The sequence below is a fragment of the Escherichia sp. S10b genome (assembly GCF_028421345.1).
In the GTDB taxonomy this organism is placed as follows: Bacteria; Pseudomonadota; Gammaproteobacteria; order Enterobacterales; family Enterobacteriaceae; genus ECMA0423.
Genome location: NZ_JAHZSO010000157.1, coordinates 19,539 through 44,004 on the forward strand (window position 1 = coordinate 19,539; position 24,466 = coordinate 44,004).

A 24,466-nucleotide genomic window follows, 5' to 3' on the forward strand; every position below is an offset into this window, starting at 1 on the left:
GTCAGGCTTCCTCTTGTAACAATAGTGCGTTGAGTTCTTCCAGTACGCGCTGGGGAGTAATGTCGATCAGACTCTGGTGATATCCTTCTGCGGCATCGCCTTTACGCACTTTGTGATAGCCGGTAATCAAACGGATCACGCGCGCTTTATGGGATAGCGGCGGTGTGAAGTCCGGGCTACTTGGACCATACAGGGCAACCAGCGGACGATTGAGCGCCGCCGCAACGTGCATCAGGCCAGAATCGTTAGTGACAATGGCTTTACAGGCTGCAATCAGGATAACCGCTTGATCAAGCTGTGTTTCCCCCGCCAGGTTCCGACACCATGCCTGCTGCTCGGTATTCAAAGCGGCAAGAATCTCATTGCCCGCTTCATGATCTTTCGCAGAGCCAAACAGAACCACCTGATAACCTTCATCAATCAGCTGCTTTGCCAGCTCCGCATAGTGGTAGTGTGGCCAGCGTTTTGCCGGACCAAACTCCGCACCCGGGCAAAAGCCAATCATCGGACGTTCTGATGAAAGCGAAAATTGATTACAGGTATATGATTTTTCACCTTCGCTCACCTGCAACTGCGGCCATAACAATGGCTGCGGCAGATCTTGTGCGGTACGCATAATGCCTTTGTCATAGGCCAGCGCGACATAGCGTTCCACCATTAGCGGCCAGGCTTCTTTATCGAGCACGCGTACATCGTTGAGTAAACCGTAGCGCATCTCGCCGCGCCAGCCAGTGCGATGAGGAATACCCGCGAAGAAAGGCACTAATGCAGATTTGAAGGAGTTTGGTAAGACGTAGGCGCGGTCGTAGCGCTTTTCACGCAGGCTATGACCCAGTTTGCGGCGTTCGCCGATTTCCAGCGCTCCGTGACCGAGAGGCATAGGGATAGCTTCGTTAACTTCCGGCATCCGCGATAATAATGGACGGCACCATGCCGGTGCCATCACATCGATTATCGCCTGGGGATAGCGCGCCTGGAGCGTGCGATAGAGACTTTGCGACATCATCATGTCGCCAACCCAAGACGGGCCGATCACCAGTATTTTCATGCAGAGCTCTTATGCGTCGCGATTCAGCCAGGCCATGTATTCCGTTACACCTTCAGCAACGGTTTTGAACGGTTTGTCGTAACCCGCCGCGCGCAGATTTGTCAGATCTGCCTGAGTGAACGCCTGATAGCGGCCTTTCAGTTTATCCGGGAACGGAATGTATTCGATCTGGCCTTTCTTGTGATAAGCCAGCGTAGCATCAGCTACAGCCTGGAAGGATTCCGCACGACCGGTGCCGAGGTTGAAGATGCCGGAAACGCCATTTTCCAGGAACCACAGGTTTACATCTGCCACGTCGCCCACATAGACGAAGTCACGTTTGAAGTTCTCGCTACCTTCGAACAGTTTTGGCGATTCACCGTTGTTAAGCTGGGTGTTGAGATGGAAAGCGACGCTCGCCATGCTGCCTTTATGGCCTTCACGCGGTCCATAAACGTTGAAATAACGGAAGCCAACAATCTGCGAGTTCGCTTCAGGCAGGATTTGACGAACATATTCATCAAACAGGAATTTTGAGTAACCGTAGACGTTCAACGGTTTTTCGTACTCGCGGGATTCAATAAAGTCGGAGGTGCGTCCGCCGTAGGTGGCTGCGGAAGAAGCGTACAGGAACGGGATTTCGCGCTCCAGGCAGTAGTGCAGCAGCTCCTTGGAGTATTGATAGTTGTTATCCATCATATACTTGCCGTCCCACTCGGTGGTGGAAGAGCATGCGCCTTCGTGGAAAATCGCTTCGACATCGCCGAACTCTTCGCCAGCCATAATCTGGATCAGGAAGTCTTCCTTATCCATATAGTCCGCGATATCCAGATCCACCAGGTTCACAAACTTGGTGCCGTCTTTCAGGTTGTCCACCACCAGAATATCGGTGATGCCTTTATCATTCAGGGCCTTAACGATGTTGCTGCCGATAAAGCCCGCGCCGCCGGTAACGATGATCATAACTGTAACCTTCGAATTATGGAGTCAGAGACAATCTCAGACACGAATACTTCTATCATATCACTACACGGCGTTGGCTTCAGCCATTCGCCAAAAGTGAGATTGATGGACGTTATTTATCCTGAATTTTGCAGAAGTGTTAACGCGTCATCTCGTCGCGACCTATAAGTTTGGGTAATATGTGCTGGAATTTGCCCTGTCTGGAGAATCGCAATGCGTGGAGAATTTTATCAGCAGTTAACCAACGATCTGGAAACCGCACGGGCGGAAGGGTTGTTTAAAGAAGAGCGCATTATTACGTCTGCGCAGCAAGCAGATATCACCGTGGCTGATGGAAGCCACGTCATTAACTTTTGTGCCAACAACTATCTCGGGCTGGCGAATCATCCGGATCTGATTGCGGCAGCAAAGGCGGGAATGGATTCTCACGGTTTCGGCATGGCTTCGGTGCGTTTTATTTGCGGCACTCAGGACAGCCATAAAGAGCTTGAACAAAAACTGGCGGCATTCCTGGGGATGGAAGATGCGATTCTCTACTCTTCCTGCTTTGATGCTAACGGTGGCCTGTTTGAAACGCTGCTGGGCGCGGAAGACGCCATTATCTCCGACGCACTGAACCACGCGTCTATTATTGATGGTGTGCGTCTGTGTAAAGCTAAACGCTATCGCTATGCCAACAACGATATGCAGGAGCTTGAAGCTCGTCTGAAAGAAGCGCGTGAAGCCGGTGCGCGTCATGTGCTGATTGCCACCGATGGTGTATTCTCGATGGACGGTGTGATTGCCAATCTGAAGGGCGTTTGCGATCTGGCAGATAAATACGATGCCCTGGTGATGGTAGACGACTCCCACGCGGTCGGTTTTGTCGGTGAAAACGGTCGTGGTTCCCATGAATACTGCGATGTGATGGGCCGGGTCGATATTATCACCGGCACACTTGGTAAAGCGCTGGGCGGGGCTTCTGGTGGTTATACCGCGGCGCGCAAAGAGGTGGTTGAGTGGCTGCGCCAGCGTTCTCGTCCGTACCTGTTCTCCAACTCGCTGGCACCGGCCATTGTTGCCGCGTCCATCAAAGTACTGGAGATGGTCGAAGCGGGCAGCGAACTGCGTGACCGTCTGTGGGCGAACGCGCGCCAGTTCCGTGAGCAAATGTCGGCGGCGGGCTTTACCCTGGCGGGAGCCGATCATGCCATTATTCCGGTCATGCTTGGCGATGCAGTAGTGGCGCAGAAATTTGCCCGTGAGCTGCAAAAAGAGGGCATTTACGTCACCGGTTTCTTCTATCCGGTCGTTCCGAAAGGTCAGGCGCGTATTCGTACCCAGATGTCTGCGGCGCATACCCCTGAGCAAATTACGCGTGCAGTAGAAGCATTCACGCGTATTGGTAAACAACTGGGCGTTATCGCCTGAGGATGTGAGATGAAAGCGTTATCCAAACTGAAAGCGGAAGAGGGCATCTGGATGACCGACGTTCCTGTACCGGAACTCGGGCATAACGATCTGCTGATTAAAATCCGTAAAACAGCCATCTGCGGGACTGACGTTCACATCTATAACTGGGATGAGTGGTCGCAAAAAACCATCCCGGTGCCGATGGTCGTAGGCCATGAATATGTCGGTGAAGTGGTAGGTATTGGTCAGGAAGTGAAAGGCTTCAAAATCGGCGATCGCGTTTCTGGCGAAGGCCATATCACCTGCGGTCACTGTCGCAACTGTCGTGGCGGTCGTACCCATCTGTGCCGCAACACGATCGGCGTCGGCGTTAACCGTCCGGGCTGCTTCGCCGAATATCTGGTGATCCCGGCGTTCAACGCCTTCAAAATCCCAGACAATATCTCCGACGACCTGGCTTCCATTTTTGATCCCTTCGGTAACGCCGTGCATACCGCGCTGTCGTTCGATCTGGTGGGCGAAGATGTGCTGGTTTCTGGTGCAGGTCCGATAGGTATTATGGCTGCGGCGGTGGCGAAACACGTTGGTGCACGCAATGTGGTGATCACCGATGTTAACGAATACCGCCTTGAGCTGGCGCGCAAAATGGGTATCACCCGTGCGGTTAACGTCGCGAAAGAAAACCTTAATGATGTGATGGCTGAACTGGGCATGACCGAAGGCTTTGATGTCGGTCTGGAAATGTCCGGCGCGCCGCCAGCGTTTCGTACCATGCTCGATACCATGAACCACGGCGGTCGTATTGCGATGCTGGGTATTCCACCGTCCGATATGTCTATCGACTGGACCAAAGTAATCTTTAAAGGCTTGTTCATTAAAGGTATTTACGGTCGTGAGATGTTTGAAACCTGGTACAAGATGGCGGCGCTGATTCAGTCAGGTCTGGATCTCTCGCCGATCATTACCCATCGTTTCTCTATCGATGATTTCCAGAAGGGCTTTGACGCTATGCGTTCGGGCCAGTCCGGGAAAGTAATTCTGAGTTGGGATTAACACGAACAAGGGCTGGTATTCCAGCCCTTTTGCCTGAGGATAATCCGTTAAATATGTAAAATCCTGTCAGTGTAATAAAGATATCGTAATTGCGCTGATCTCTTATATAGCTGCTCTCATTATCTCTCTACCCTGAAGTGACTCTCTCACCTGTAAAAATAATATCTCACAGGCTTAATAGTTTCTTAATACAAAGCCTGTAAAACGTCAGGATAACTTCAGAGGTCGTCGGTAATTTATGATGAACAGCACCAATAAACTTAGTGTTATTATTCCGTTATATAATGCGGGCGATGATTTCCGCACTTGTATGGAATCTTTAATTACGCAAACCTGGACTGCTCTGGAAATCATTATTATTAACGATGGTTCAACGGATAATTCTGTTGAAATAGCAAAGCATTACGCAGAAAACTATCCGCACGTTCGTTTGTTGCATCAGGCGAATGCTGGCGCATCGGTAGCGCGTAATCGTGGGATCGAGGTGGCGACGGGCAAATATGTCGCTTTTGTCGATGCTGACGATGAGGTCTATCCCACCATGTACGAAACGCTGATGACCATGGCGTTAGAGGATGACCTCGACGTGGCGCAGTGCAACGCTGACTGGTGTTTTCGTGAAACGGGAGAAACCTGGCAATCCATCCCCAGCGATCGCCTTCGCTCAACCGGCGTATTAACCGGCCCGGACTGGCTGCGGATGGGGCTTTCTTCGCGCCGTTGGACTCACGTTGTCTGGATGGGGGTTTATCGCCGTGATGTTATTGTTAAAAATAACATTAAATTTATTGCCGGATTACATCATCAGGATATTGTCTGGACAACAGAATTCATGTTTAACGCGCTGCGTGCGCGATATACCGAGCAATCATTATATAAATATTATCTGCATAATACGTCAGTGAGTCGGTTGCATAGACAAGGGAATAAAAACCTTAATTATCAACGTCACTATATTAAGATTACCCGCCTGCTGGAGAAATTAAATCGAAATTATGCCGACAAAATTACGATTTATCCGGAATTTCATCAGCAAATAACTTACGAAGCATTGCGTGTTTGCCATGCGGTGCGCAAAGAGCCGGATATTCTTACCCGCCAACGGATGATTGCCGAGATATTTACTTCCGGTATGTATAAGCGCCTGATTACCAATGTGCGCAGCGTGAAGGTCGGTTACCAGGCGTTACTGTGGTCTTTCCGCTTATGGCAATGGCGCGACAAAACGCGGTCGCACCATCGCATTACGCGTAGCGCCTTTAATTTGCGCTAGCGTTAAACTTCGCCGCTTCGGGCTGTTTGCCCCAGCCTTGCCACTGATGCTGGAAGTAAACGATCAGCGTGCTCTGGCTGATGCTTTCGCTTAATACTTCAAAGAAGCGATTAGCATAAACAGGTTCTATCGGTTTCTTCGGTTTGCACAGCTTCACGCCACGGAACGGATTACGCGGTGCATCAGGCACAGCGTTTTTCGGCGGTGTAGAAGTATCAACCTGCGGTTCATTCAGCAAGCTGCTGGCTTTCACCAGCGTAATGTCTGGCGGCAGGTTATAAACCATCTGTTGTAGCACGCGTACCGTTGAAGGGTGAGGATGCCCAATGGCAATGGTTGAACCGTTGCGACGCGCCAGATCAATTGCGCGATTAAATTGCACACGGATGTCCGCTTCGTTCTGCGAATCGTCGAGGAACACCTTCCGTTTGATCACCTTCACGCCAGTACCTTGCGCGGCGCGCATCGCCTGGGTATTACCGATGGTTACGCTGTCGAGGAAGTAAAGATTGTAACGCTCCAGTGCCTGCATCACTTTCTGCATACCAAACAGGTTAGAGGTCATCTTGCTACCCATGTGGTTGTTGATCCCCACGGCATAGGGCACGTTATTGACCGCACTACGAATAATGCGCTCAATTTCGTCGCTGCTCATCTCCGGGCGCAGCGTATTTTTCTCCAGCGGCTGTTTACTCAGTGGTGCCATCGGGAGATGAATCAACACTTCGTGCCCGCTGTTATGCGCTTTGGTCGCCATCTCTCTGGCGTGCGGTGAATCGGGTAATACAGCGACGGAGATAGCGGAGGGCATCGCCAGCACCTGGTTTTCGTTGTGCGGGCGATACCCAAAATCATCAATGACGATGGCAAGTTTGCCAGCAAGTACGGGGGAGGAGAGCGCCAACAGAGCGGCAAATGCAAGAACGTTACGACGAAATGGAAACAAAACTTATCTTCCCAACCACGGCTGTGGATTGACCGCCTGACCCTGGCGGCGAATTTCGAAATAGAGTGAAGGCCGACCCTGACCGCCACTGCTGCCCACCAGTGCAATTGGCTGGCCCGCGCGAACCTGCGAACCAACGCTCACCAGTGCGCTCTGATTATAGCCGTAAAGACTCATGTCGCCTTTACCGTGCTCAACCACCACCACCAGACCGTAACCTTGCAGCCAGTCAGCCAGAATCACCCGACCGTCGGCAATCGCTTTAACTTCAGTACCTTCAGAGGCACCGATAACCATTCCTTTCCAGCGTAGTTCGCCCTGTAGCTGTTCACCATAGCGATGCAGCGTCGGCCCGCGAACCGGCCAGAATGCCTGACCACGCGGCGCACCCAGGCCACCAGTTCGGGACATCAGCGATTTTTCGCTTTCGGTCGGTTTGTAGGTGGTGCCTTTGCGCGTCGCTTCTTTCTGGCGGTCGCGAACCGCCTGGGCCTCACGCGCTTCTCGTTCAGCACGCGCTTTCGCCGCGGCTTCCGCACGGGCAATGCTGTTACGCAGACGGGATTCGTTGGCACGCAGTTCACTTAGCTGCTGCTGACCTTGCTGGATGGAAGATTCCAGCCCCGCCAGCGTCTTTTTACGCTCGTTCAGAGCCTGAGTCAGTTTCGCCTGTTGGGCGCGCTGTTCATATAACAGCGTTTGTTGCTCGCTTTGTTTCTCTTCCAGTTCAGCACGCTGCATGGCGACTTCTTCACGCGTTTGCTTCAACTGGGCAATGGTTTCTTGTCGCGCCTGGTTGAGATAGCCGAAATAAGCCTGTAAACGCTGTCCACGCTGGCTTTCTTCACCGCTGAGAATTAGCTGAATACCGGTATGCTCGCCCTGACGGAATGCGGCATCCAGTTGTGCGGCGAGGCTGCGCTCCTGGGCGGCTTTTTGCTGCTCCAGTTTGGCAATCGACGCGTTCATCTCATCAATCTGTTTATTGAGTTGATTGAGAGTGTTTTGCGTTTCGCGCAGCTTACGGGTGGCTTCAGAGATCGCTTCTTCCTGCTTTTTCAATTGTGCGAGCAGGCTTGCGCGTTGTTGTTGCTTTTGGCGTACCGCGCGCTCTTTCGCGGCGATATCGGCCTGAATAGATTTGAGTTGGTCACGCTCATCCGCGTGGGCGGAAAAGGCGCACAACAATACGCCAGCGCTAAGAACGCTGGCGTAGATGATGGGCCTGATTGCAAACCTGCGCGGTTTCACGGCCCGTGTCATGGTATTAATCGCCTTTCCCCTCATGGGGAGGGATTATTCCACGATGAACAGCGGCTTACCAGTCATCTCTTGCGGGATTTCCATACCCATCAGCGACAACATGGTCGGCGCGATGTCAGAAAGTTTGCCGCCTGCAACCGCTTTCACGTTCTTATCACCAACGTAAATCAGCGGAACTGGCAGGTTGGTGTGTGCCGTGTGTGCCTGACCCGTTGCCGGATCGCGCATCTGTTCAGCGTTACCGTGGTCAGCGGTGATCAGCAGTTGTCCACCCACGGACTCAACCGCTTTCGCGACTTCTTCCACGCAGTGATCCAGTGCTTCAACCGCTTTAACCGCCGCTTCCATCACCCCGGTGTGACCTACCATGTCGCCGTTCGGATAGTTACAGATAATGGTGTCGTATTTGCCGCTCTTGATGGCCGCAACCAGTTTTTCGGTCAGCTCTGCGGAGCTCATTTCCGGTTGCAGATCGTAGGTAGCCACTTTCGGTGAGTTGATCAGAATGCGATCTTCGCCTTTGAACGACTCTTCTACGCCACCGTTGAAGAAGAAAGTAACGTGGGCATATTTTTCGGTTTCGGAAATACGCAACTGAGTTTTGTCGTTTTTCGCCATCCACTCGCCGAAGGTGTTAACCAGGGAAGCGGGTGGGTAAGCAACCGCAGTTTTGATGTCAGCGGCGTATTCGGTCAGCATCACGAAATCGACGTTAACCACTTTCTTACGCGCGAAGCCGTCGAAATCTGCGTTTACGAATGCACGAGTGATTTCGCGCGCGCGGTCAGCACGGAAGTTCATGAAAATCAGCGCATCGCCGTCTTCCATTGCCGCATCTGGCTGACCTTCTGCACGAATAACGGTCGCTTTCACGAACTCGTCGTTTTCGTCGCGAGCATAAGCTGCCTGCAAACCAGCAACGGCAGTATCGGCCTGGAACTCACCCTGCGCCAGAGTCAGCAGGTCATAGGCTTTTTCAACGCGATCCCAACGGTTATCGCGGTCCATCGCGTAGTAACGACCAATGATGGACGCTACGCGGCCTTTACCCAGCGCAGCAAATTTCTCTTCAAATTTTTTCAGCGAGGATTCAGCACTGCGCGGCGGGGTGTCGCGACCGTCAAGGAATGCGTGCAGGTAGATTTTTTCTGCGCCGCGTTCAGCTGCCAGTTCTACCATCGCCATGATGTGATCTTCGTGGCTGTGTACGCCGCCTGCGGAGAGCAGACCCATAATGTGTACTGCTTTACCTGCGTTTTTCGCTTTATCTACCGCGCCAGTCAGCACTGGATTAGCAAAGAAAGCGCGATCTTTGATTTCAACGTCCAGACGAGTCAGGTCCTGATACACGATGCGGCCGGCACCCAGGTTAACGTGGCCTACTTCGGAGTTACCCATCTGACGGTCAGGCAGACCGACTTCCAGACCGGAAGCGTCGATCAGGGTATGCGGACGATTGGCCCACAGTGCATCCATTACCGGGGTTTTAGCACTAAAAATGGCGTTATCCTGCTGTTCTTCACGATAGCCATAGCCATCCAGAATCACCAGTACCATAGGTTTTTTAGAAACCGACATTGCGACAACCTCATACTCAAGAGTCAAAATTTGCGTAATTTTACTACAGCTGAATCGATAAAATAGCCTCTGAAGATCAAAATATACGACCGCTCGCGGCAAGCCGATGCCAGATTTGCGCTTTTTTTTCGTCGTGCCCCGCAAAATTGCATTCCAGTTAACGCGCTGGCTGTATTTGCCGCACCGCGCAGGTATACTCCTTTCCTGGTTTTTTTAATCACTACGTCGGGAGTTGTTACCCCCCATGCAAGAAATTATGCAATTTGTTGGCCGTCATCCCATACTGAGTATCGCCTGGATCGCGTTACTGGTGGCGGTTCTTGTGACTACGTTTAAGAGCCTGACCTCGAAAGTGAAGGTGATTACTCGTGGTGAAGCTACGCGTCTGATCAACAAAGAAGACGCTGTGGTTGTGGATTTACGTCAGCGTGATGACTTCCGTAAAGGCCATATCGCAGGTTCTATCAATCTGTTGCCGAGCGAAATCAAAGCCAACAATGTTGGTGAGCTTGAGAAGCACAAAGACAAACCGGTTATCGTGATAGACGGTTCTGGCATGCAGTGCCAGGAGCCTGCAAACGCGCTGACGAAAGCTGGTTTTGCGCAAGTATTCGTGCTGAAAGAAGGCGTCGCTGGCTGGGCTGGCGAAAACTTGCCTTTGGTGCGCGGCAAATAATTTACCTGTCGTCTTTCATGATGCAGGCCGTTAGCTGCAATTAGGCCCCCAGCGACTTATTGTTATAAGCTTCTGGGGACACTCCATTTTGCAGCCGCCCTGCAACATGAAATTTCAGGGTAAAAAAACAGGAGCTAAATTATGGCCAATGTTGAAATCTATACCAAAGAAACCTGCCCGTATTGCCATCGTGCAAAAGCACTGCTGAGCAGCAAGGGCGTGAGTTTTCAGGAGTTGCCGATCGATGGCAATGCCGCCAAGCGTGAAGAGATGATCAAACGCAGCGGTCGCACCACGGTTCCCCAGATTTTTATTGACGCACAGCACATTGGCGGCTGTGATGACTTGTATGCATTGGATGCACGTGGTGGACTGGATCCCCTGCTGAAATAACGTGTGAACGTTGGCATTACATTGCGCAGTATTTAAGGACAACACTTAAGGGTTTTCTACACATGTCAGAACAAAACAACACTGAAATGACTTTCCAGATCCAACGTATTTATACCAAGGATATCTCTTTCGAAGCGCCGAACGCGCCGCACGTTTTCCAGAAAGATTGGCAACCAGAAGTTAAACTTGATCTGGATACGGCATCTTCCCAACTGGCAGATGACGTATACGAAGTGGTACTGCGTGTTACCGTAACGGCCTCCCTGGGCGAAGAAACCGCGTTCCTGTGTGAAGTTCAGCAGGGCGGTATTTTCTCCATCGCGGGTATCGAAGGCACCCAGATGGCACATTGCCTGGGCGCATACTGCCCGAACATTCTGTTCCCGTATGCTCGTGAGTGCATCACCAGCATGGTATCCCGCGGTACATTCCCGCAACTGAACCTTGCGCCGGTTAACTTCGATGCGCTGTTCATGAACTATTTGCAGCAGCAGGCTGGCGAAGGTACTGAAGAACATCAGGATGCCTGATGAACCAACGTAATGCTTCAATGACTGTGATCGGTGCCGGCTCGTACGGCACCGCTCTTGCCATCACCCTGGCAAGAAATGGCCACGAGGTTGTCCTCTGGGGCCATGACCCTGAACATATCGCAACGCTTGAACGCGACCGCTGTAACGCCGCGTTTCTCCCCGATGTGCCTTTTCCCGATACGCTCCATCTTGAAAGCGATCTCGCCACTGCGCTGGCAGCCAGCCGTAATATTCTCGTCGTCGTACCCAGCCATGTCTTTGGTGAAGTGCTGCGCCAGATTAAACCGCTGATGCGTCCTGATGCGCGTCTGGTGTGGGCGACCAAAGGGCTGGAAGCGGAAACCGGACGTCTGTTACAGGACGTGGCGCGTGAGGCCTTAGGCGATCAAATTCCGCTGGCGGTTATCTCTGGCCCAACGTTTGCGAAAGAACTGGCGGCAGGTTTACCGACGGCTATTTCGTTGGCCTCTACCGACCAGACCTTTGCCGATGATCTCCAACAATTGCTGCACTGTGGCAAAAGTTTCCGCGTTTACAGCAACCCGGATTTCATCGGCGTGCAGCTTGGCGGTGCGGTGAAAAACGTCATTGCCATTGGCGCGGGGATGTCCGACGGTATCGGTTTTGGTGCGAATGCGCGTACGGCGCTGATCACCCGTGGGCTGGCTGAAATGTCGCGTCTTGGTGCGGCGCTGGGTGCCGATCCTGCCACCTTTATGGGCATGGCGGGGCTTGGCGATCTGGTGCTTACCTGTACCGACAACCAGTCGCGTAACCGCCGTTTTGGCATGATGCTCGGTCAGGGCATGGATGTACAAAGCGCGCAGGAGAAGATTGGTCAGGTGGTGGAAGGCTACCGCAATACGAAAGAAGTCCGCGAACTGGCGCATCGCTTCGGCGTTGAAATGCCAATAACCGAGGAAATTTATCAAGTATTATATTGCGGAAAAAACGCGCGCGAGGCAGCATTGACGTTATTAGGTCGTGCACGCAAGGACGAGCGCAGCAGCCACTAACCCCAGGGAACCTTTGTTACCGCTATGACCCGGCCCGCGCAGAACGGGCCGGTCATTATCTCATCGTGTGGAGTAAGCAATGTCGTGTGAAGAACTGGAAATTGTCTGGAACAATATTAAAGCCGAAGCCAGAACGCTGGCGGACTGTGAGCCAATGCTGGCCAGTTTTTACCACGCGACGCTACTCAAGCACGAAAACCTTGGTAGTGCACTGAGCTACATGCTGGCGAACAAGCTGTCATCGCCAATTATGCCTGCTATTGCTATCCGTGAAGTGGTGGAAGAAGCCTACGCCGCTGACCCGGAAATGATCGCCTCTGCGGCCTGTGATATTCAGGCGGTGCGTACCCGCGACCCGGCAGTCGATAAATACTCAACCCCGTTGTTATACCTGAAGGGTTTTCATGCCTTGCAGGCCTATCGCATCGGTCACTGGTTGTGGAATCAGGGGCGTCGCGCATTGGCAATCTTTCTGCAAAACCAGGTTTCTGTGACGTTCCAGGTCGATATTCACCCGGCAGCAAAAATTGGCCGTGGCATTATGCTCGACCACGCCACGGGCATCGTTGTGGGTGAAACGGCGGTAATTGAAAACGACGTATCGATTCTGCAATCTGTGACGCTTGGCGGTACGGGTAAATCTGGTGGTGACCGTCACCCGAAAATTCGTGAAGGTGTGATGATTGGCGCGGGCGCGAAAATCCTCGGCAATATTGAAGTTGGTCGCGGCGCGAAGATTGGCGCAGGTTCCGTGGTGCTGCAACCGGTGCCGCCGCATACAACCGCCGCTGGCGTTCCGGCTCGTATTGTCGGTAAACCAGACAGCGATAAGCCATCAATGGATATGGACCAGCATTTCAACGGTATTAACCATACATTTGAGTATGGGGATGGGATCTGATGTCCTGTGATCGTGCCGGATGCGATGTAATCATCTATCCGGCATACAGTAACTAATCTCTCAACAACGCTCCCGGATATCCCAGCTGCCTCCAGGCTTCATACACCACAACTGACACCGCATTGGACAGGTTCATGCTGCGGCTGTCCGGCACCATCGGAATGCGAATTTTTTGTTCAGCGGGCAGGGCATCAAGAATGCTCGCTGGCAGGCCGCGTGTTTCCGGGCCGAACATCAGATAATCGCCATCCTGATAGTTTACGGCGCTGTGAGCAGGCGTACCTTTCGTGGTGAGGGCAAACAGGCGCTGGGGATTTTCTGCTTCGAGGAATGCGCGAAAGTCATGATGACGCGTAACGGCGGTAAACTCGTGATAGTCCAGCCCCGCGCGGCGCAGGCGCTTATCGTCCCAGGCAAATCCCATCGGTTCGATGATATGCAGACGAAAGCCGGTATTAGCGCAAAGACGGATGATATTGCCAGTATTTGGCGGAATTTCTGGTTCGTAAAGTACGATGTTTAGCATACTGCCCCCTTAGTGCGGGGGCAGGATAGCAGAAAATTGGTGAGCAGTGCGGCCTTTTCCCCTCACCCCGGAGGGGCGAGGGAGAAAAAAAGAGTGCGGTGTCGTTTCAGAGTGAGGGAGTACATACAGCGCCGAACGGTCCCCACTCCCTGAGGGAGAGGGTTAGGGTGAGGGGGCTCAAACGACTATGCCGCATTCCCTTTCGCCATCGGAGCCAGTGCCGTAGGCAACTCTTTACCCAGCCCCTGCACCAGCGAATCTTGCGTAATTTCACTGATCGATTTCGCGCCAGTCAGCGTCATTGCCACTTTCATCTCTTTCTCGATCAGATTTAGCAGGTTAGCTACACCCGCCTGGCCCGCTGTTGCCAGCGCATACAGGAAAGCACGACCCAGAAGTACGGTGTCGGCACCGAGCGCAATCATACGCACGACATCAAGCCCGTTACGAATTCCGCTATCCGCCAGAATGGCGATATCACCTTTCACCGCATCTGCAATAGCGGGCAACGCACGAGCGGAAGAGAGTACACCGTCCAGCTGGCGGCCACCGTGGTTAGAAACCACAATTCCATCAGCACCAAAACGTACTGCATCGCGCGCATCTTCCGGATCGAGGATCCCTTTGATCACCATCGGGCCATCCCAGAAATCGCGGATCCACTCAAGGTCTTTCCATGAGATGGACGGATCGAAGTTATTCCCCAGCCAGCCGATGTAATCTTCCAGTCCGGTCGGTTTGCCGAGATAAGCTGAGATATTACCTAAATCATGTGGACGACCGTTCAGGCCCACATCCCACGCCCATTGCGGATGCGTCACCGCCTGCAAGTAGCGGCGCATTGCCGCATTTGGGCCGCTCATACCTGAATGCGCATCACGGTAGCGTGCGCCCGGTGTCGGCATATCCACGGTGAAAACCAGCGTCGAACAACCCGCTGCTTTTGCTCGCTCCAGCGCGTTACGCATAAAGCCGCGATCGCGCAGTACATAAAGCTGGAACCACATTGGGCGCTTGATGGCTGGCGCGACTTCTTCAATCGGGCAAACGGAAACCGTCGAGAGAGTAAACGGAATGCCATGCGCGTCCGCCGCTTTGGCTGCCTGAACTTCGCCACGACGCGCATACATGCCACACAAACCCACCGGTGCCAGTGCTACCGGCATCGACAATTTCTCATTAAACAGCGTCGTTTCCAGGCTTAAGTCAGACATGTTTTTCAGAATACGCTGGCGCAGTGCCACTTCTGACAAATCTTCCACGTTGCGGCGCAGCGTGTATTCAGAATATGCACCACCATCCATATAGTGGAACAGGAACGGCGGCAGAATGCGTTGCGCTGCGGCGCGATAATCGCTGGCTGCGGAAATAATCATGCGTTTTTCTCCCTCGAATGCTCATAATGCTCACCGGGCAGGCGGGTAATCCGTGCGTGGCGAGCCTGATCTTCATCGAATCGTTTCATGGTGGTGTGAACAAAACTAAGGTGCGCCATCATTGCTTTACGCGCCCCGTCGGCATCACCAGCAAAAATGGCGTCAATGACAGCCTGATGTTGTTCGGTCAGTTGTGAAAAAACCGGTGGCACCAGATACATCCGCTGACGGCTATGCTTCACTGAGGATTGCAGGACATCGAAGAAACCGCGCATGGTTTGCAGCAGCACGATGTTATGTGAGGCTTCGGCAATCGCCAGATGAAAACGAACGTCCGCTTGTGAGGCGATATCCGGGTCTTCACTTAGCGTTGCTTCAAAGCAAAGCTGAATCTTTTCTTTGTCGCCAGGTGTGGCGCGCATTGCCGCATGCCATGCGGTGCTGGCTTCAATGGCGTAGCGGGCTTCCAGAATATCGAAACTGTAATCCGGATCATCGGCCATCAGTGTTTTTAGCGGCTGGACGATGTTTTGCTCCGACCATGTGTCATGACGCCAGCGAATAAACGTCCCGCCGCCGCGTCGACTGAGCAGCACGCCTTCACTCACCAGTTTTGCCAGCGCCTCGCGCAGTGAATTACGTGATACGCCGAGTTGCATCGCCAGTTGGCGCTCAGCGGGCAACTTCATGCCCGCTTCCAGGTTTTTTTCATCAATCAGCGCCCGCACACGATCGGCAACCTCGTCTGACAGGCGTCTGGGTAAAACAATCATTAAGGAATCATCCACGTTAAGACATAAGCCTGAAGCGTGGTGATCACGCCCACTATACAGGTGAAGATCAGGCTGTGTTTGACAGTAAAGCGGAACAAATCAGACTCTTTGCCCACCAGGCCTACCGCCGCACAGGCGATAGCGATAGATTGCGGGGAGATCATCTTACCGGTGACGCCACCGGTGGTATTGGCGGCAACCAGCAACAGATCAGAGACGCCAATTTGTTGTGCTGCGGTGGCTTGCAGCGCGGCGAACAGGGCGTTAGATGAGGTATCCGACCCGGTCAGGAATACCCCCAGCCAGCCGAGGAACGGCGAGAAGAAGGTGAATGCATGACCGGTGTGCGCCAGTGCCAGCGCCAGTGTTGATGACAGTCCGGAATAGTTCGAAATAAAGGCGAATGCCAGCACCATACCGATGGAGTAGATGGGCAGAGCCAGTTCTTTCAGCGTGCTGCCGAAGGTGCTGATAGCGTCAGACGGTTTCATCTTCAGCCAGACAATCGAGAGCAGTGCAGCAAACAGAATGGCGGTGCCGGTGGCAGAGAACCAGTCAAACTTAAACACGGCGGCATAGGCTGTAGCCTCGCTGACCACTGGCGGCATACGGGCAACCAGTTTATCGAGGTACGGCACCGGAATATTGATCACCCACTCATACAGCGCGCCACCCGATGCGAACAGGGCTTTAAACGGCGGGATACTCCACAGTGTTACGGTAGCTGTCAGGAACAGGAACGGTGTCCAGGCACGTAACACCTGACCCGCAGTGTAACCGGTGTGGGCCAGCGTCATATCAACCTGTGACGCCCCCAAATCACCAAAACGGAATACACGCACTGGCTGCCAGCGTTTGAGGAACAGCGTCAGGCAGAGCAGTGATACCAGCGAAGAGATAATGTCCGGCAGCTCCGGCCCAATGAAGTTAGAGCTAAGGTACTGAGCGATGGCAAACGAGCCGCCCGCAACCACGACCGCAGGCCACGTCTCTTTGATACCGCGCCAGCCGTCCATAATCGCCATGATCCAGAACAGCACGATAATGGTCATAAACGGTAGCTGCCGCCCCACCATCTGACCAATCTCAAAGCTGTCGATACCTGTTACCTGTCCGGCAACCAGGATTGGAATGCCCATCGCACCAAATGCCACTGGCGCGGTGTTAACAATCAGGCACAGCCCGGCGGCGTACAGCGGTTTAAAACCCAGGCCGACCAGCAATGCGGCGGTAATTGCTACCGGTGCGCCAAAGCCTGCGGCTCCTTCAAGGAACGCGCCGAAACAGAAACCGACGATCAGCATTTGCAGACGCTGGTCAGGGGTTATCGAAAGAATAGACGAGCGAATGATGTCAAACTGCCCGGTTTTCACCGAGATCTTATAGACGAACACCGCTGCAATAATGATCCACGCGATGGGCCACAACCCGTAGAAGAAACCATAAACCACCGAGGCCAGCGCGTTAGCGACCGGCATTTTATAGAACAGCAAAGCCACGGCAAGGGCGATTGCCACCGTCCACGAGGCGGCGACGTATCCTTTCAGTTTGAGCTTAATCAGCGCAAAGAAGAAAAACAGGATGGGAAGCGATGCTATCAGACTGGAAAGCCAGATATTCCCGGCGGGATCGTAGTTTTGTTGCCAGAGATTCATTGCAGGTCTCCTGGAGTCCACGCACATCGTGTAATGAGTCTGTTGCTCATCTCCTTGTCACACGTTGTGTAAAAGTGGCACTGCCAATTGTGTTGTGTAGGGATAATGACAATGAATGGTTAACTAAATGTTATGTATTGGCAATATTGATGTGAGTTTTAATTGGGGAATTGTGAACCAGAGGTCAGATAAGCGAAGAATTGGTAGGGCCAATTCTTGTGGGGGGAGATGTCTGGTAAAGAAAAAGGGCAATCCTCATCAGAGAATTGCCCTTAGATTGTTGACCCGGAGCGCCTTATCTTGCCTGATGCGCGTAACGCATCAGGCAATTTGGCGTTTGCCCTTAGTCACACTAACTTAATGGATCATTACCACTGAATACCGGCACCGAGTGCGGCGGAGTATTCACCCTGGCTATTGGTACTACCTTGTAATTTGTAGACCCAACGACCATTGGCGCTCACCATCGATACACCTAAAGCAACTGCCGATTCACCGTTGTAAGTACCGCCACCAATAGAAGCCATGCTGGCACCCGGTGTATAAGCCTGCGGCAGACCGGTCATTGCCATTGCAGAAGCGATACCACCGCTCAACTTGCTTTCAGTTTTAGACAGTTTGTTATCCATCTCAACCATTCGCTGATCGGTGTATTGCTTCGTTTCCTGCACGCTTTGCTTCAACTGCGCGTAATTCACCGCGTCGTTGTTGTTGACGCCAGCGGAGACGTTGCTGATACGAGTCGTACCGCCGTTGCCGCCACCGAGGGTGATATTGCTATAGTCGATAGAACCATCAGCTTTGGTGTCGTAACGCACACCGCCAGCTTCGGAAGACTTCAACTGTGCCACGTTAACAGCATCGGTGTCGTTTTTACCTGCGGCTACGTTGGTGATACGACGTTGATTAGTAGATGAGCCTACAGAGATCGTATTTTCTTCGGTTGCCACAGACCCTGTACCCAGTGCGACGCTGTTATCCGCGGCAGCAATGGAGCCAGAACCAATCGCGACGCTATCTTTACCCTGCGCGCTGGCATCTACACCATCGGTATTGGTCTTGAAGTACTTGGTGCTACCGGTGGTGACGATATCGCCAATACCGTTTTCGATATTGGTGACGCGTGAATCAAGATTCGTTACCCGATTATCCAGGTTAGTAATGCTCTGGGTATTCTGGGAAACCTGCGCATCCGTTACTTTCAACTGACCCACGTTGACCGCATCGGTATCAGCCGAACCTGCTGCGACGTTAGTGATCTGACGTTGACCATCCGCACTACCGACTGAGAATTCACCGACAGAGTTCTGCGGTGCGTCCATGTTGTAGGCGGTATAATTGGTTTGAGCGCCACGAGTGGTCGTAGAACCATTACCTATCGCAATACTGTTGACATGAATGACTTGCGCATTGCTACCAATGGCAATGCCGTTAAGTGCATTCGCGTCCACGTAGGCACCATAACCGATACCAATACCTTTATCGCCATTCACGATGGTTTTCGCACCCATTGCCAGCGAGTCAGTTCCCACTGCCAGTGAATCTTCTTCCGTTGAATTAGCGTGGAAGTATTTAGTCGGCGTGGTTGCGACCGCACCAATCGCATTCTGCAATTGACGAACCGTAACGGCGTCATGGGCTTCGGAACCATCGGCTACGTTGATGATTTGACGATATTTACCGTCATCACCGATAGACAATGCACCGAGCAGTTCGCCATCCGTGGTGTCGTAACCAATAACAACGCCATTTTCCGTTATGCTGGTGTCACGGGAGCCTTTGGCAATCACTCGGCTGGAAACAGAGCTGCTACCCAGGGCGATACCCGTATCAACGTCGCTGTAGCTGCCCTGACCAATAGCTACGCTGCTATCGCCTTTGGCGACAGAGTTATAACCTATAGCTGTAGCGCCAACACCCTGTGCGCTGGCGTCGTTGAACGCTAAGCCGTCGTCGTTAGTACGCACATAGTTAATACCCGCACCGTTTTCTTGGATATAGGTTGCGTCGGTGTTACCAGCGAGCTGATTGATAATTTGGGTGTTCTGCTCAATCATCATATTCGTCGCATTCAACTGAGAACCGTTCACTGCATCGGTACTGTCCTCACTAATACTGCCATTAGCGACATTAGTGATGATGCTGGCTTTACCGTCATGGCTGGCATTGTAGGCTCCAGCACCGCCATTGGCAGTCTCATCCCACAGCAGGGCGTTATCATCAAGCGCATCCAGGGCGTCACCGACGTTGTTGTACTCGGCGTTCGCAATGGTGTAAGTCGGTGCGGTGATGGTGCCGTCAGCGTTGACTTCTGCGTCACCACCCAGCGCATCAGCGATGTACTTATTGGTGGTATAGAGTTGTGAGCCGTTAATCGCGTCGCTGCTGGCAGCAGAGATTGCACCGTTAGCGACGTTAGTGATTACACTGGCAGTTTTATCTTTTCCGTGAGCGGCGCTAAATGCACCATTTTCACCGGCGTCCGCATCCCAGAGCAGAGCGTCGTCAAGAGTGGTATCGATAGCATTCAGGGCATCACCGACATTATCGTAATCAGCATTAGCAATGGTGTACGTCGGCGCAGTGATGGTGCCGTCTGCATTGACTTCGGCACCACCCCCCAGCGCATCAACAACATAACTGCTCACGCCGTGGAGTTGTGAGCCGTTTACTGCGTCAGAACTGGAGTCTGAAATTTCACCATCTGCGACATCAGTGATCACGCTTGCGTCACCATTAGTACCGTGTTTGGCACTGAATTTACCTGCGGTGGCATCCCAAAGCAGAGCATCGCCGAGAGACGTGCTAAATGAGGAGTTAATCGCAGCCAGTGCATCGCCGACGTTATAATAATTTGTTTCACCGATTTTGTAGGTTGGACCGGTAAACACACCGTCAGTATTCACAGAAGCATTGCCGCCGAAGTAGGTGGCGATATTGCTGCTTAAGTCATAAAGCTGGCTACCGTTAATGGCATCGGAACTGGTTGCAGTGACTGTGCCGTCCAGGATATTGGTGATTTTGCTGGCGGTATTGTTGCCATGAGCTGCAGTGAAGACACCATTGTCCTTATCCCATTTCAGCGCATCCTCACCAAGATTAGTCACCGTCTCAGTCAGATTAGAGATGTTGGTGGTGTTAGTGGCAATATTGGAAGTGTTATTGGCGATATTGGTGGTATTCGTCGCCACAGCATCGTTGGTGGTTTTCAGCTGAGAGCCGTTAACAGCATCAGTGCTGTCAGCCGTCAGGTCGGCATCTTTAACGTTGGTGATTTTGCTGGTGGTATCCTGGCCGTGAGCTGCACTGAATGCCTTTTTAGTTTCGTTCCAGAGCAGGGCATCAGCCTGAAGGTCACCAACGGAATCCGTCAGGTTGGTGATATTGGTGGTATTGGTGGCAATATTTGCCGTATTCGTGGCAATGTTGCTGGTATTAGTAGCGATATTGGCGGTATTGGCTTCGACATCGTCATTGGTAGCTTTCAGTTGGGAACCGTTAACCGCATCCTTACTGGAGGCTGAAATCGTGCCATCCGCAACATCGGTGATTACGCTGGCAGTTGGGCTACTAGTACCATGAGCAGCGCTGTATTTGCCTTTGGTTTGGTCCCATTGCAGGGTGTTTTCATCAAGTACAGCGAGCGCAGCCCCTACGTTATTTTTGCTACCATTTTTTAAATTGTAGGTTGGTGCTGTAACAGTACCGTCATCAACATCTACTGCAGCCCCTCCTCCAAGCCTTTTTGCTACCGAGTCGCTAATGGCATAAAGCTGTGAACCATTAATGGCATCGTAACTGTCAGACTTGATCGCGCCATTTTTCACATTAACGATCTTGCGTTTTAATGAACTATTGCCGACAGAGACGGTATTGTCTAAATCCGCAATGGAATCTGCGCCCAGCGCGACAGAGTTAATACCGTTGGCACTGCTATTACTACCAAGCGCAAGACTCTTATCACCAGTTGCATTACTGGCTGTGCCTAAGGCAATGGTGTTTAAGCCTCTCGACTGGCTACCATTACCCAGAGCGATGGCATCCACGCCATCAGCTTTGTTGCCCTGGCCTATGGCGATTGCATTATCTGCCAGAGCCTGGCTGCCATTTCCTAATGCGATAGTATTGACTTTATCGGCAAGGCTTCCGAACCCCATTGCCATGCTATTAGTCCCTTTTGCCTTCGCATTATTGCCAATAGCAGTTGCATTTTCAGCGGCTTCGGTCTCAGCACCTATCGCAATAGCGTTCGCTGCGCTGGCAAGTGATTGTCTGCCAAATGCGAGGCTGTCAGTACCGCTAGCTACACTGCTACGCCCCAGGGCAATTGCGTTTTCTTCAGATGCGACGCTACTTGCTCCCAGCGCCATTGAATACGCTTTTGACGCATTGGCGGTGTCGCCAAGAGCAATACTCATAATCTCAGTAGCTTTAGTGGCATTTCCCAGGGCAATGGCGTTTGCTCCTTCCGCTTTGGAAGAGTCCCCCATAGCAATAGACAATTTACCCAATGCTTTTGAATAACGGCCGAGGGCCATTGAGTATTGGCCCAATGAATACGAAGAGGCACCCAGTGCTATACTTCTATCGCCTTCTGATATTGCACTAACCCCAAAGGCCATTGATGCACCGCCAATCGCATGGGTTTTTGACCCGATGGCAGAGCTATATTGGCCTTCAGCTATAGCGTCATAACCCACAGCAGTACTGGAACCACTGGTGTTCATAAAAGTATTTGCTTTCGCCCCTTTGCCTATAGCAACCCAGCCGTCGCCAGCTGATCCACTACCGTAATCAACACCCTGACCGTTGTCATTCCCGGCATTCGCCAATGCCCCAAACGACGACAACATTCCACCCGCAACCAGCGCAGAAATTAACAGCTTACTGCGCCCAGATTTCTTGCCACGGCTTTTTGCCGTTTCGCTGGTAACAGTATAATTCCCTGTCGCAGGGTTCCAGATAACTTTAAATATTTTGTTCATTAATGATGCTCGCTATTCCTTGTTATAAGCGTACTAACTGCATTTATTTTTTGCTTCTTTTCTGCCGATTTTCAGCAGAGGGAAGATTGTCGAACTGAATATTTTCCATGTTGATGGCTAACTTTAGATATCCCAGGTTATTGGGCGATACACCCTTCAGGGTCAAATTAATGTCTTGCCATTGACCTGGTAATAATTTCAATGTGGATTTCATTGATGTGTTGAAAAGTAATTGTTGCCACCGGGCAAACTCTTTGGCATCGACAGGTTTTTCACCACCCCATGTCGCATTAAAACCAATGTTTGAGATAGGTGTACTTAATAAGTTGACCAGTGAGATATGAATAACACTACCATTCTCTGTGGCGTCAATGGATAACACTCGACCCGCTAAAGCCACCGAACCGTTGTTCAGGATGAAATACTTCGTTTTTGCTGGGTTAAACTCGGTAAAAATAAAAGTATTTTGTTGGTCTTTAACGGATTTAATTACGTGAGTTAAAGTCTTTGTACTGTTTATTATGCCAGTTTGTTGTTTTTGAATAGTTTCGAGTTGACTCTTTAGCTGTGCTTGTTGTTTTTCAAGTAGCACAATTTTATTATTATGTTCTTCTTGTTGTTTCAGTAAACTACTTTCTGGCTTGCCTTCTTCAATGTAGTCACATCCCGTTAATGCGCAGAGAACTGAAACAGTGACAGCACTGAAAAAAATCTTCTTCAAGTTCATGTAAAAATCCTTATTTCCTCCGACCAGCGATCAATGCCGGTAGAGTTGTCCATTGTATTATTGGTGATCTATGTTGCTTTACATTAATGACAGTGATGTGTGTCGATTAAATATTGTTTTAAGCATTCATCATAAAAATGTATCATTCGTTTCAAAAGATGTCTGTGTTTGTATGAATATATTATTTTCGTGGATTCTAATGATGATTATTAATAAATGTCAAATATGAAAGAAACCATGTCTGGGAAAAAATTTACAGATAATTTATTGTATGAATATGATGATTAAAATTTCACAATTAAATCCGAAAAAAAGAGACGTAAATGCTTGTTAATTAATAAATGATATCTTCTATATATTTTTATTGTTTATAGGTGGCTATTTCGGTAAAAATGCATTTTCAGAATATCAACCAGCGGTAAATCGACGTAAAGGGAGTGAATTGTTTGGTAATTAGGCGAGTAGACAGGAGAGTCCCCGCATTGACCAGCTAAGGCAAGCCAGATGCGGGTTGATATGATCGAACCAGTCGTCTGAGGCGCTTAAAACGCAGTCTTAGAGAATCCAGTCATCTCCTGCAGGCCCATTTCACGGCCCAGCGCGGTCATTGGGTGCACAACCACCAGTCCGCGAACACTTTTCTTCAGCTTGCCCATATCAGCCTGCTCTTTTTTGGTAATTGCGCGCTGAAACGGCATCTTCATCAGCTTCTGTGCTTCTTTACTCAGTTTTTGGCTATGAACCTCACGCAGGCGAGCAATTTCTGCTTCCAGCGTGGCTTTCTCTTTTTCCAGCTCGGCATATTTGTCTGCGGCTTCAACCAGCGACAGATCGGCCTGCTGGTGGCGGATGGCGTCCAGGCGATCGCTGAGACGTTTGATTTCGTTTTTTTCGACTTCTTTCATGTGATGGCTTCTGATAAAGATAAATTTATAGCCCCTAGTATGCGCGACCAGGTGCTTTGTTCACAACTGATGACATTGTAATAGTTCTGCAACGTAATCATTAACATGCTCAAAAACTACGCAATTCGTTGATTAATTAAGAAATCTATAGAAAAAAGATAATAAACAGCAGCGGATGATTATTGAGGATTCAGCACGTTTTCCTTAATGTCATCTTTACCGGGAACCTAAACTAAAATTGGCGGCCGCGCATTCCCGGCGCGGGGTAATACGGAGATATCATCATGGGCAAATTAGGTGAAAACGTTCCGCTTCTTATCGATAAAGCCGTAGATTTCATGGCATCAAGCCAGGCGTTCCGGGAGTATCTGAAAAAACTTCCTCCCCGTAACGCGATTCCGTCCGGAATACCCGATGAAAGCGTGCCGTTATATCTACAACGTCTGGAGTATTATCGTCGGCTTTATCGGCCGAAGCAGGTAGAGGGGCAGTAAGCAGACGTTGC

Annotated in this window: 21 protein-coding genes; 9 read left to right on the forward strand and 12 right to left on the reverse strand. The window is 51.3% G+C overall.

Annotated elements, in window-relative coordinates:
* Position 1 precedes the first annotated feature (1 nt).
* Both rfaF and rfaD read right to left on the reverse strand, forming a co-directional pair.
* The gene (rfaF, locus tag FTE26_RS10200) at positions 2–1,048 is read right to left on the reverse strand and encodes an ADP-heptose--LPS heptosyltransferase RfaF (RefSeq protein WP_000699228.1); all 1,047 of its coding nucleotides are present in this window, start codon (positions 1,046–1,048) and stop codon (positions 2–4) included.
* Positions 1,049–1,057: 9 nt separating this feature from the next.
* Positions 1,058–1,990: an ADP-glyceromanno-heptose 6-epimerase gene (gene rfaD / locus FTE26_RS10205; RefSeq protein ID WP_000587750.1), complete on the reverse strand. Its 933-nt coding sequence runs from the start codon at positions 1,988–1,990 to the stop codon at positions 1,058–1,060.
* Positions 1,991–2,203: 213 nt separating this feature from the next.
* Here rfaD and kbl point away from each other — a divergent pair, with 213 nt between their 5' ends.
* From kbl to waaH, 3 genes are all read left to right on the forward strand, one after another.
* Entirely contained in the window at positions 2,204–3,400 is a 1,197-nt protein-coding gene (kbl, locus tag FTE26_RS10210; protein ID WP_001213834.1) for a glycine C-acetyltransferase, read from the forward strand.
* Between the two features lie 9 nt (positions 3,401–3,409).
* Positions 3,410–4,435 carry an L-threonine 3-dehydrogenase gene (gene tdh / locus FTE26_RS10215; RefSeq protein ID WP_000646014.1) on the forward strand — a complete coding sequence of 342 codons (1,026 nt, stop codon included), beginning with the start codon at positions 3,410–3,412 and terminating at the stop codon, positions 4,433–4,435.
* Between the two features lie 238 nt (positions 4,436–4,673).
* Positions 4,674–5,708: a UDP-glucuronate:LPS(HepIII) glycosyltransferase gene (waaH, locus tag FTE26_RS10220; protein ID WP_000982091.1), complete on the forward strand. Its 1,035-nt coding sequence runs from the start codon at positions 4,674–4,676 to the stop codon at positions 5,706–5,708.
* Here the strand turns inward: waaH and FTE26_RS10225 are convergent.
* Genes FTE26_RS10225 through gpmM form a run of 3 tightly spaced genes read right to left on the reverse strand, consistent with a single transcriptional unit; the run spans position 5,695 to position 9,495 of the window.
* A complete protein-coding gene (locus tag FTE26_RS10225; RefSeq protein ID WP_000483856.1) occupies positions 5,695–6,654 on the reverse strand; it encodes a divergent polysaccharide deacetylase family protein in 960 nt (319 codons plus the stop codon). The genes waaH and FTE26_RS10225 overlap by 14 nt on opposite strands.
* A 3-nt stretch (positions 6,655–6,657) precedes the next feature.
* Positions 6,658–7,917 (reverse strand): murein hydrolase activator EnvC, encoded by a 1,260-nt coding sequence (gene envC, locus FTE26_RS10230; RefSeq protein WP_000196256.1) that lies wholly within the window; start codon positions 7,915–7,917, stop codon positions 6,658–6,660.
* Positions 7,918–7,950: 33 nt separating this feature from the next.
* On the reverse strand, positions 7,951–9,495 hold the full coding sequence (gpmM, locus tag FTE26_RS10235; RefSeq protein ID WP_000116565.1) for a 2,3-bisphosphoglycerate-independent phosphoglycerate mutase: 1,545 nt from the start codon (positions 9,493–9,495) through the stop codon (positions 7,951–7,953).
* Between the two features lie 244 nt (positions 9,496–9,739).
* On the opposite strand from gpmM, the gene FTE26_RS10240 reads away from it, so the two are divergent.
* From FTE26_RS10240 to cysE, 5 genes are all read left to right on the forward strand, one after another.
* Positions 9,740–10,171, forward strand: a complete 432-nt coding sequence (locus FTE26_RS10240; protein ID WP_001297451.1) for a rhodanese-like domain-containing protein — start codon at positions 9,740–9,742, stop codon at positions 10,169–10,171.
* A gap of 141 nt (positions 10,172–10,312) precedes the next feature.
* Positions 10,313–10,564 (forward strand): glutaredoxin 3, encoded by a 252-nt coding sequence (gene grxC, locus FTE26_RS10245; RefSeq protein ID WP_000024392.1) that lies wholly within the window; start codon positions 10,313–10,315, stop codon positions 10,562–10,564.
* 62 nt (positions 10,565–10,626) lie between these two features.
* Positions 10,627–11,094, forward strand: coding sequence for a protein-export chaperone SecB (gene secB / locus FTE26_RS10250; RefSeq protein WP_000003377.1), 468 nt, complete (start codon positions 10,627–10,629; stop codon positions 11,092–11,094).
* Complete coding sequence (gene gpsA / locus FTE26_RS10255) at positions 11,094–12,113, forward strand: NAD(P)H-dependent glycerol-3-phosphate dehydrogenase (protein WP_001076194.1); 1,020 nt, start codon at positions 11,094–11,096, stop codon at positions 12,111–12,113. The genes secB and gpsA overlap by 1 nt, the downstream gene beginning before the upstream one ends.
* 79 nt (positions 12,114–12,192) lie before the next feature.
* Entirely contained in the window at positions 12,193–13,014 is an 822-nt protein-coding gene (cysE, locus tag FTE26_RS10260; RefSeq protein WP_001277561.1) for a serine O-acetyltransferase, read from the forward strand.
* Between the two features lie 52 nt (positions 13,015–13,066).
* Here cysE and trmL read toward each other — a convergent pair whose 3' ends face one another.
* The 7 genes from trmL to FTE26_RS10295 all read right to left on the reverse strand — a co-directional run bounded on the left by trmL (position 13,067) and on the right by FTE26_RS10295 (position 23,961).
* Positions 13,067–13,540 carry a tRNA (uridine(34)/cytosine(34)/5-carboxymethylaminomethyluridine(34)-2'-O)-methyltransferase TrmL gene (gene trmL / locus FTE26_RS10265; RefSeq protein WP_000932342.1) on the reverse strand — a complete coding sequence of 158 codons (474 nt, stop codon included), beginning with the start codon at positions 13,538–13,540 and terminating at the stop codon, positions 13,067–13,069.
* Positions 13,541–13,725: 185 nt separating this feature from the next.
* Positions 13,726–14,916 carry a quinone-dependent L-lactate dehydrogenase gene (gene lldD, locus FTE26_RS10270; RefSeq protein ID WP_000586964.1) on the reverse strand — a complete coding sequence of 397 codons (1,191 nt, stop codon included), beginning with the start codon at positions 14,914–14,916 and terminating at the stop codon, positions 13,726–13,728.
* The gene (gene lldR, locus FTE26_RS10275) at positions 14,913–15,689 is read right to left on the reverse strand and encodes a transcriptional regulator LldR (RefSeq protein WP_001297449.1); all 777 of its coding nucleotides are present in this window, start codon (positions 15,687–15,689) and stop codon (positions 14,913–14,915) included. Before lldR ends, lldD begins: the two co-directional genes overlap by 4 nt.
* Positions 15,689–17,344 (reverse strand): L-lactate permease, encoded by a 1,656-nt coding sequence (lldP, locus tag FTE26_RS10280; protein WP_001295233.1) that lies wholly within the window; start codon positions 17,342–17,344, stop codon positions 15,689–15,691. The genes lldR and lldP overlap by 1 nt, the downstream gene beginning before the upstream one ends.
* Positions 17,345–17,712: 368 nt before the next feature.
* On the reverse strand, positions 17,713–22,329 hold the full coding sequence (locus FTE26_RS10285) for a YadA-like family protein (RefSeq protein ID WP_001615741.1): 4,617 nt from the start codon (positions 22,327–22,329) through the stop codon (positions 17,713–17,715).
* A 43-nt stretch (positions 22,330–22,372) separates the two neighbouring features.
* The gene (locus FTE26_RS10290; protein WP_001049544.1) at positions 22,373–23,056 is read right to left on the reverse strand and encodes a DUF3251 domain-containing protein; all 684 of its coding nucleotides are present in this window, start codon (positions 23,054–23,056) and stop codon (positions 22,373–22,375) included.
* A 542-nt stretch (positions 23,057–23,598) separates the two neighbouring features.
* Positions 23,599–23,961, reverse strand: a complete 363-nt coding sequence (locus FTE26_RS10295) for a YibL family ribosome-associated protein (protein ID WP_000665680.1) — start codon at positions 23,959–23,961, stop codon at positions 23,599–23,601.
* Between the two features lie 284 nt (positions 23,962–24,245).
* Here FTE26_RS10295 and yibT point away from each other — a divergent pair, with 284 nt between their 5' ends.
* Positions 24,246–24,455, forward strand: a complete 210-nt coding sequence (yibT, locus tag FTE26_RS10300; RefSeq protein ID WP_000517100.1) for a protein YibT — start codon at positions 24,246–24,248, stop codon at positions 24,453–24,455.
* Positions 24,456–24,466 lie beyond the last annotated feature (11 nt).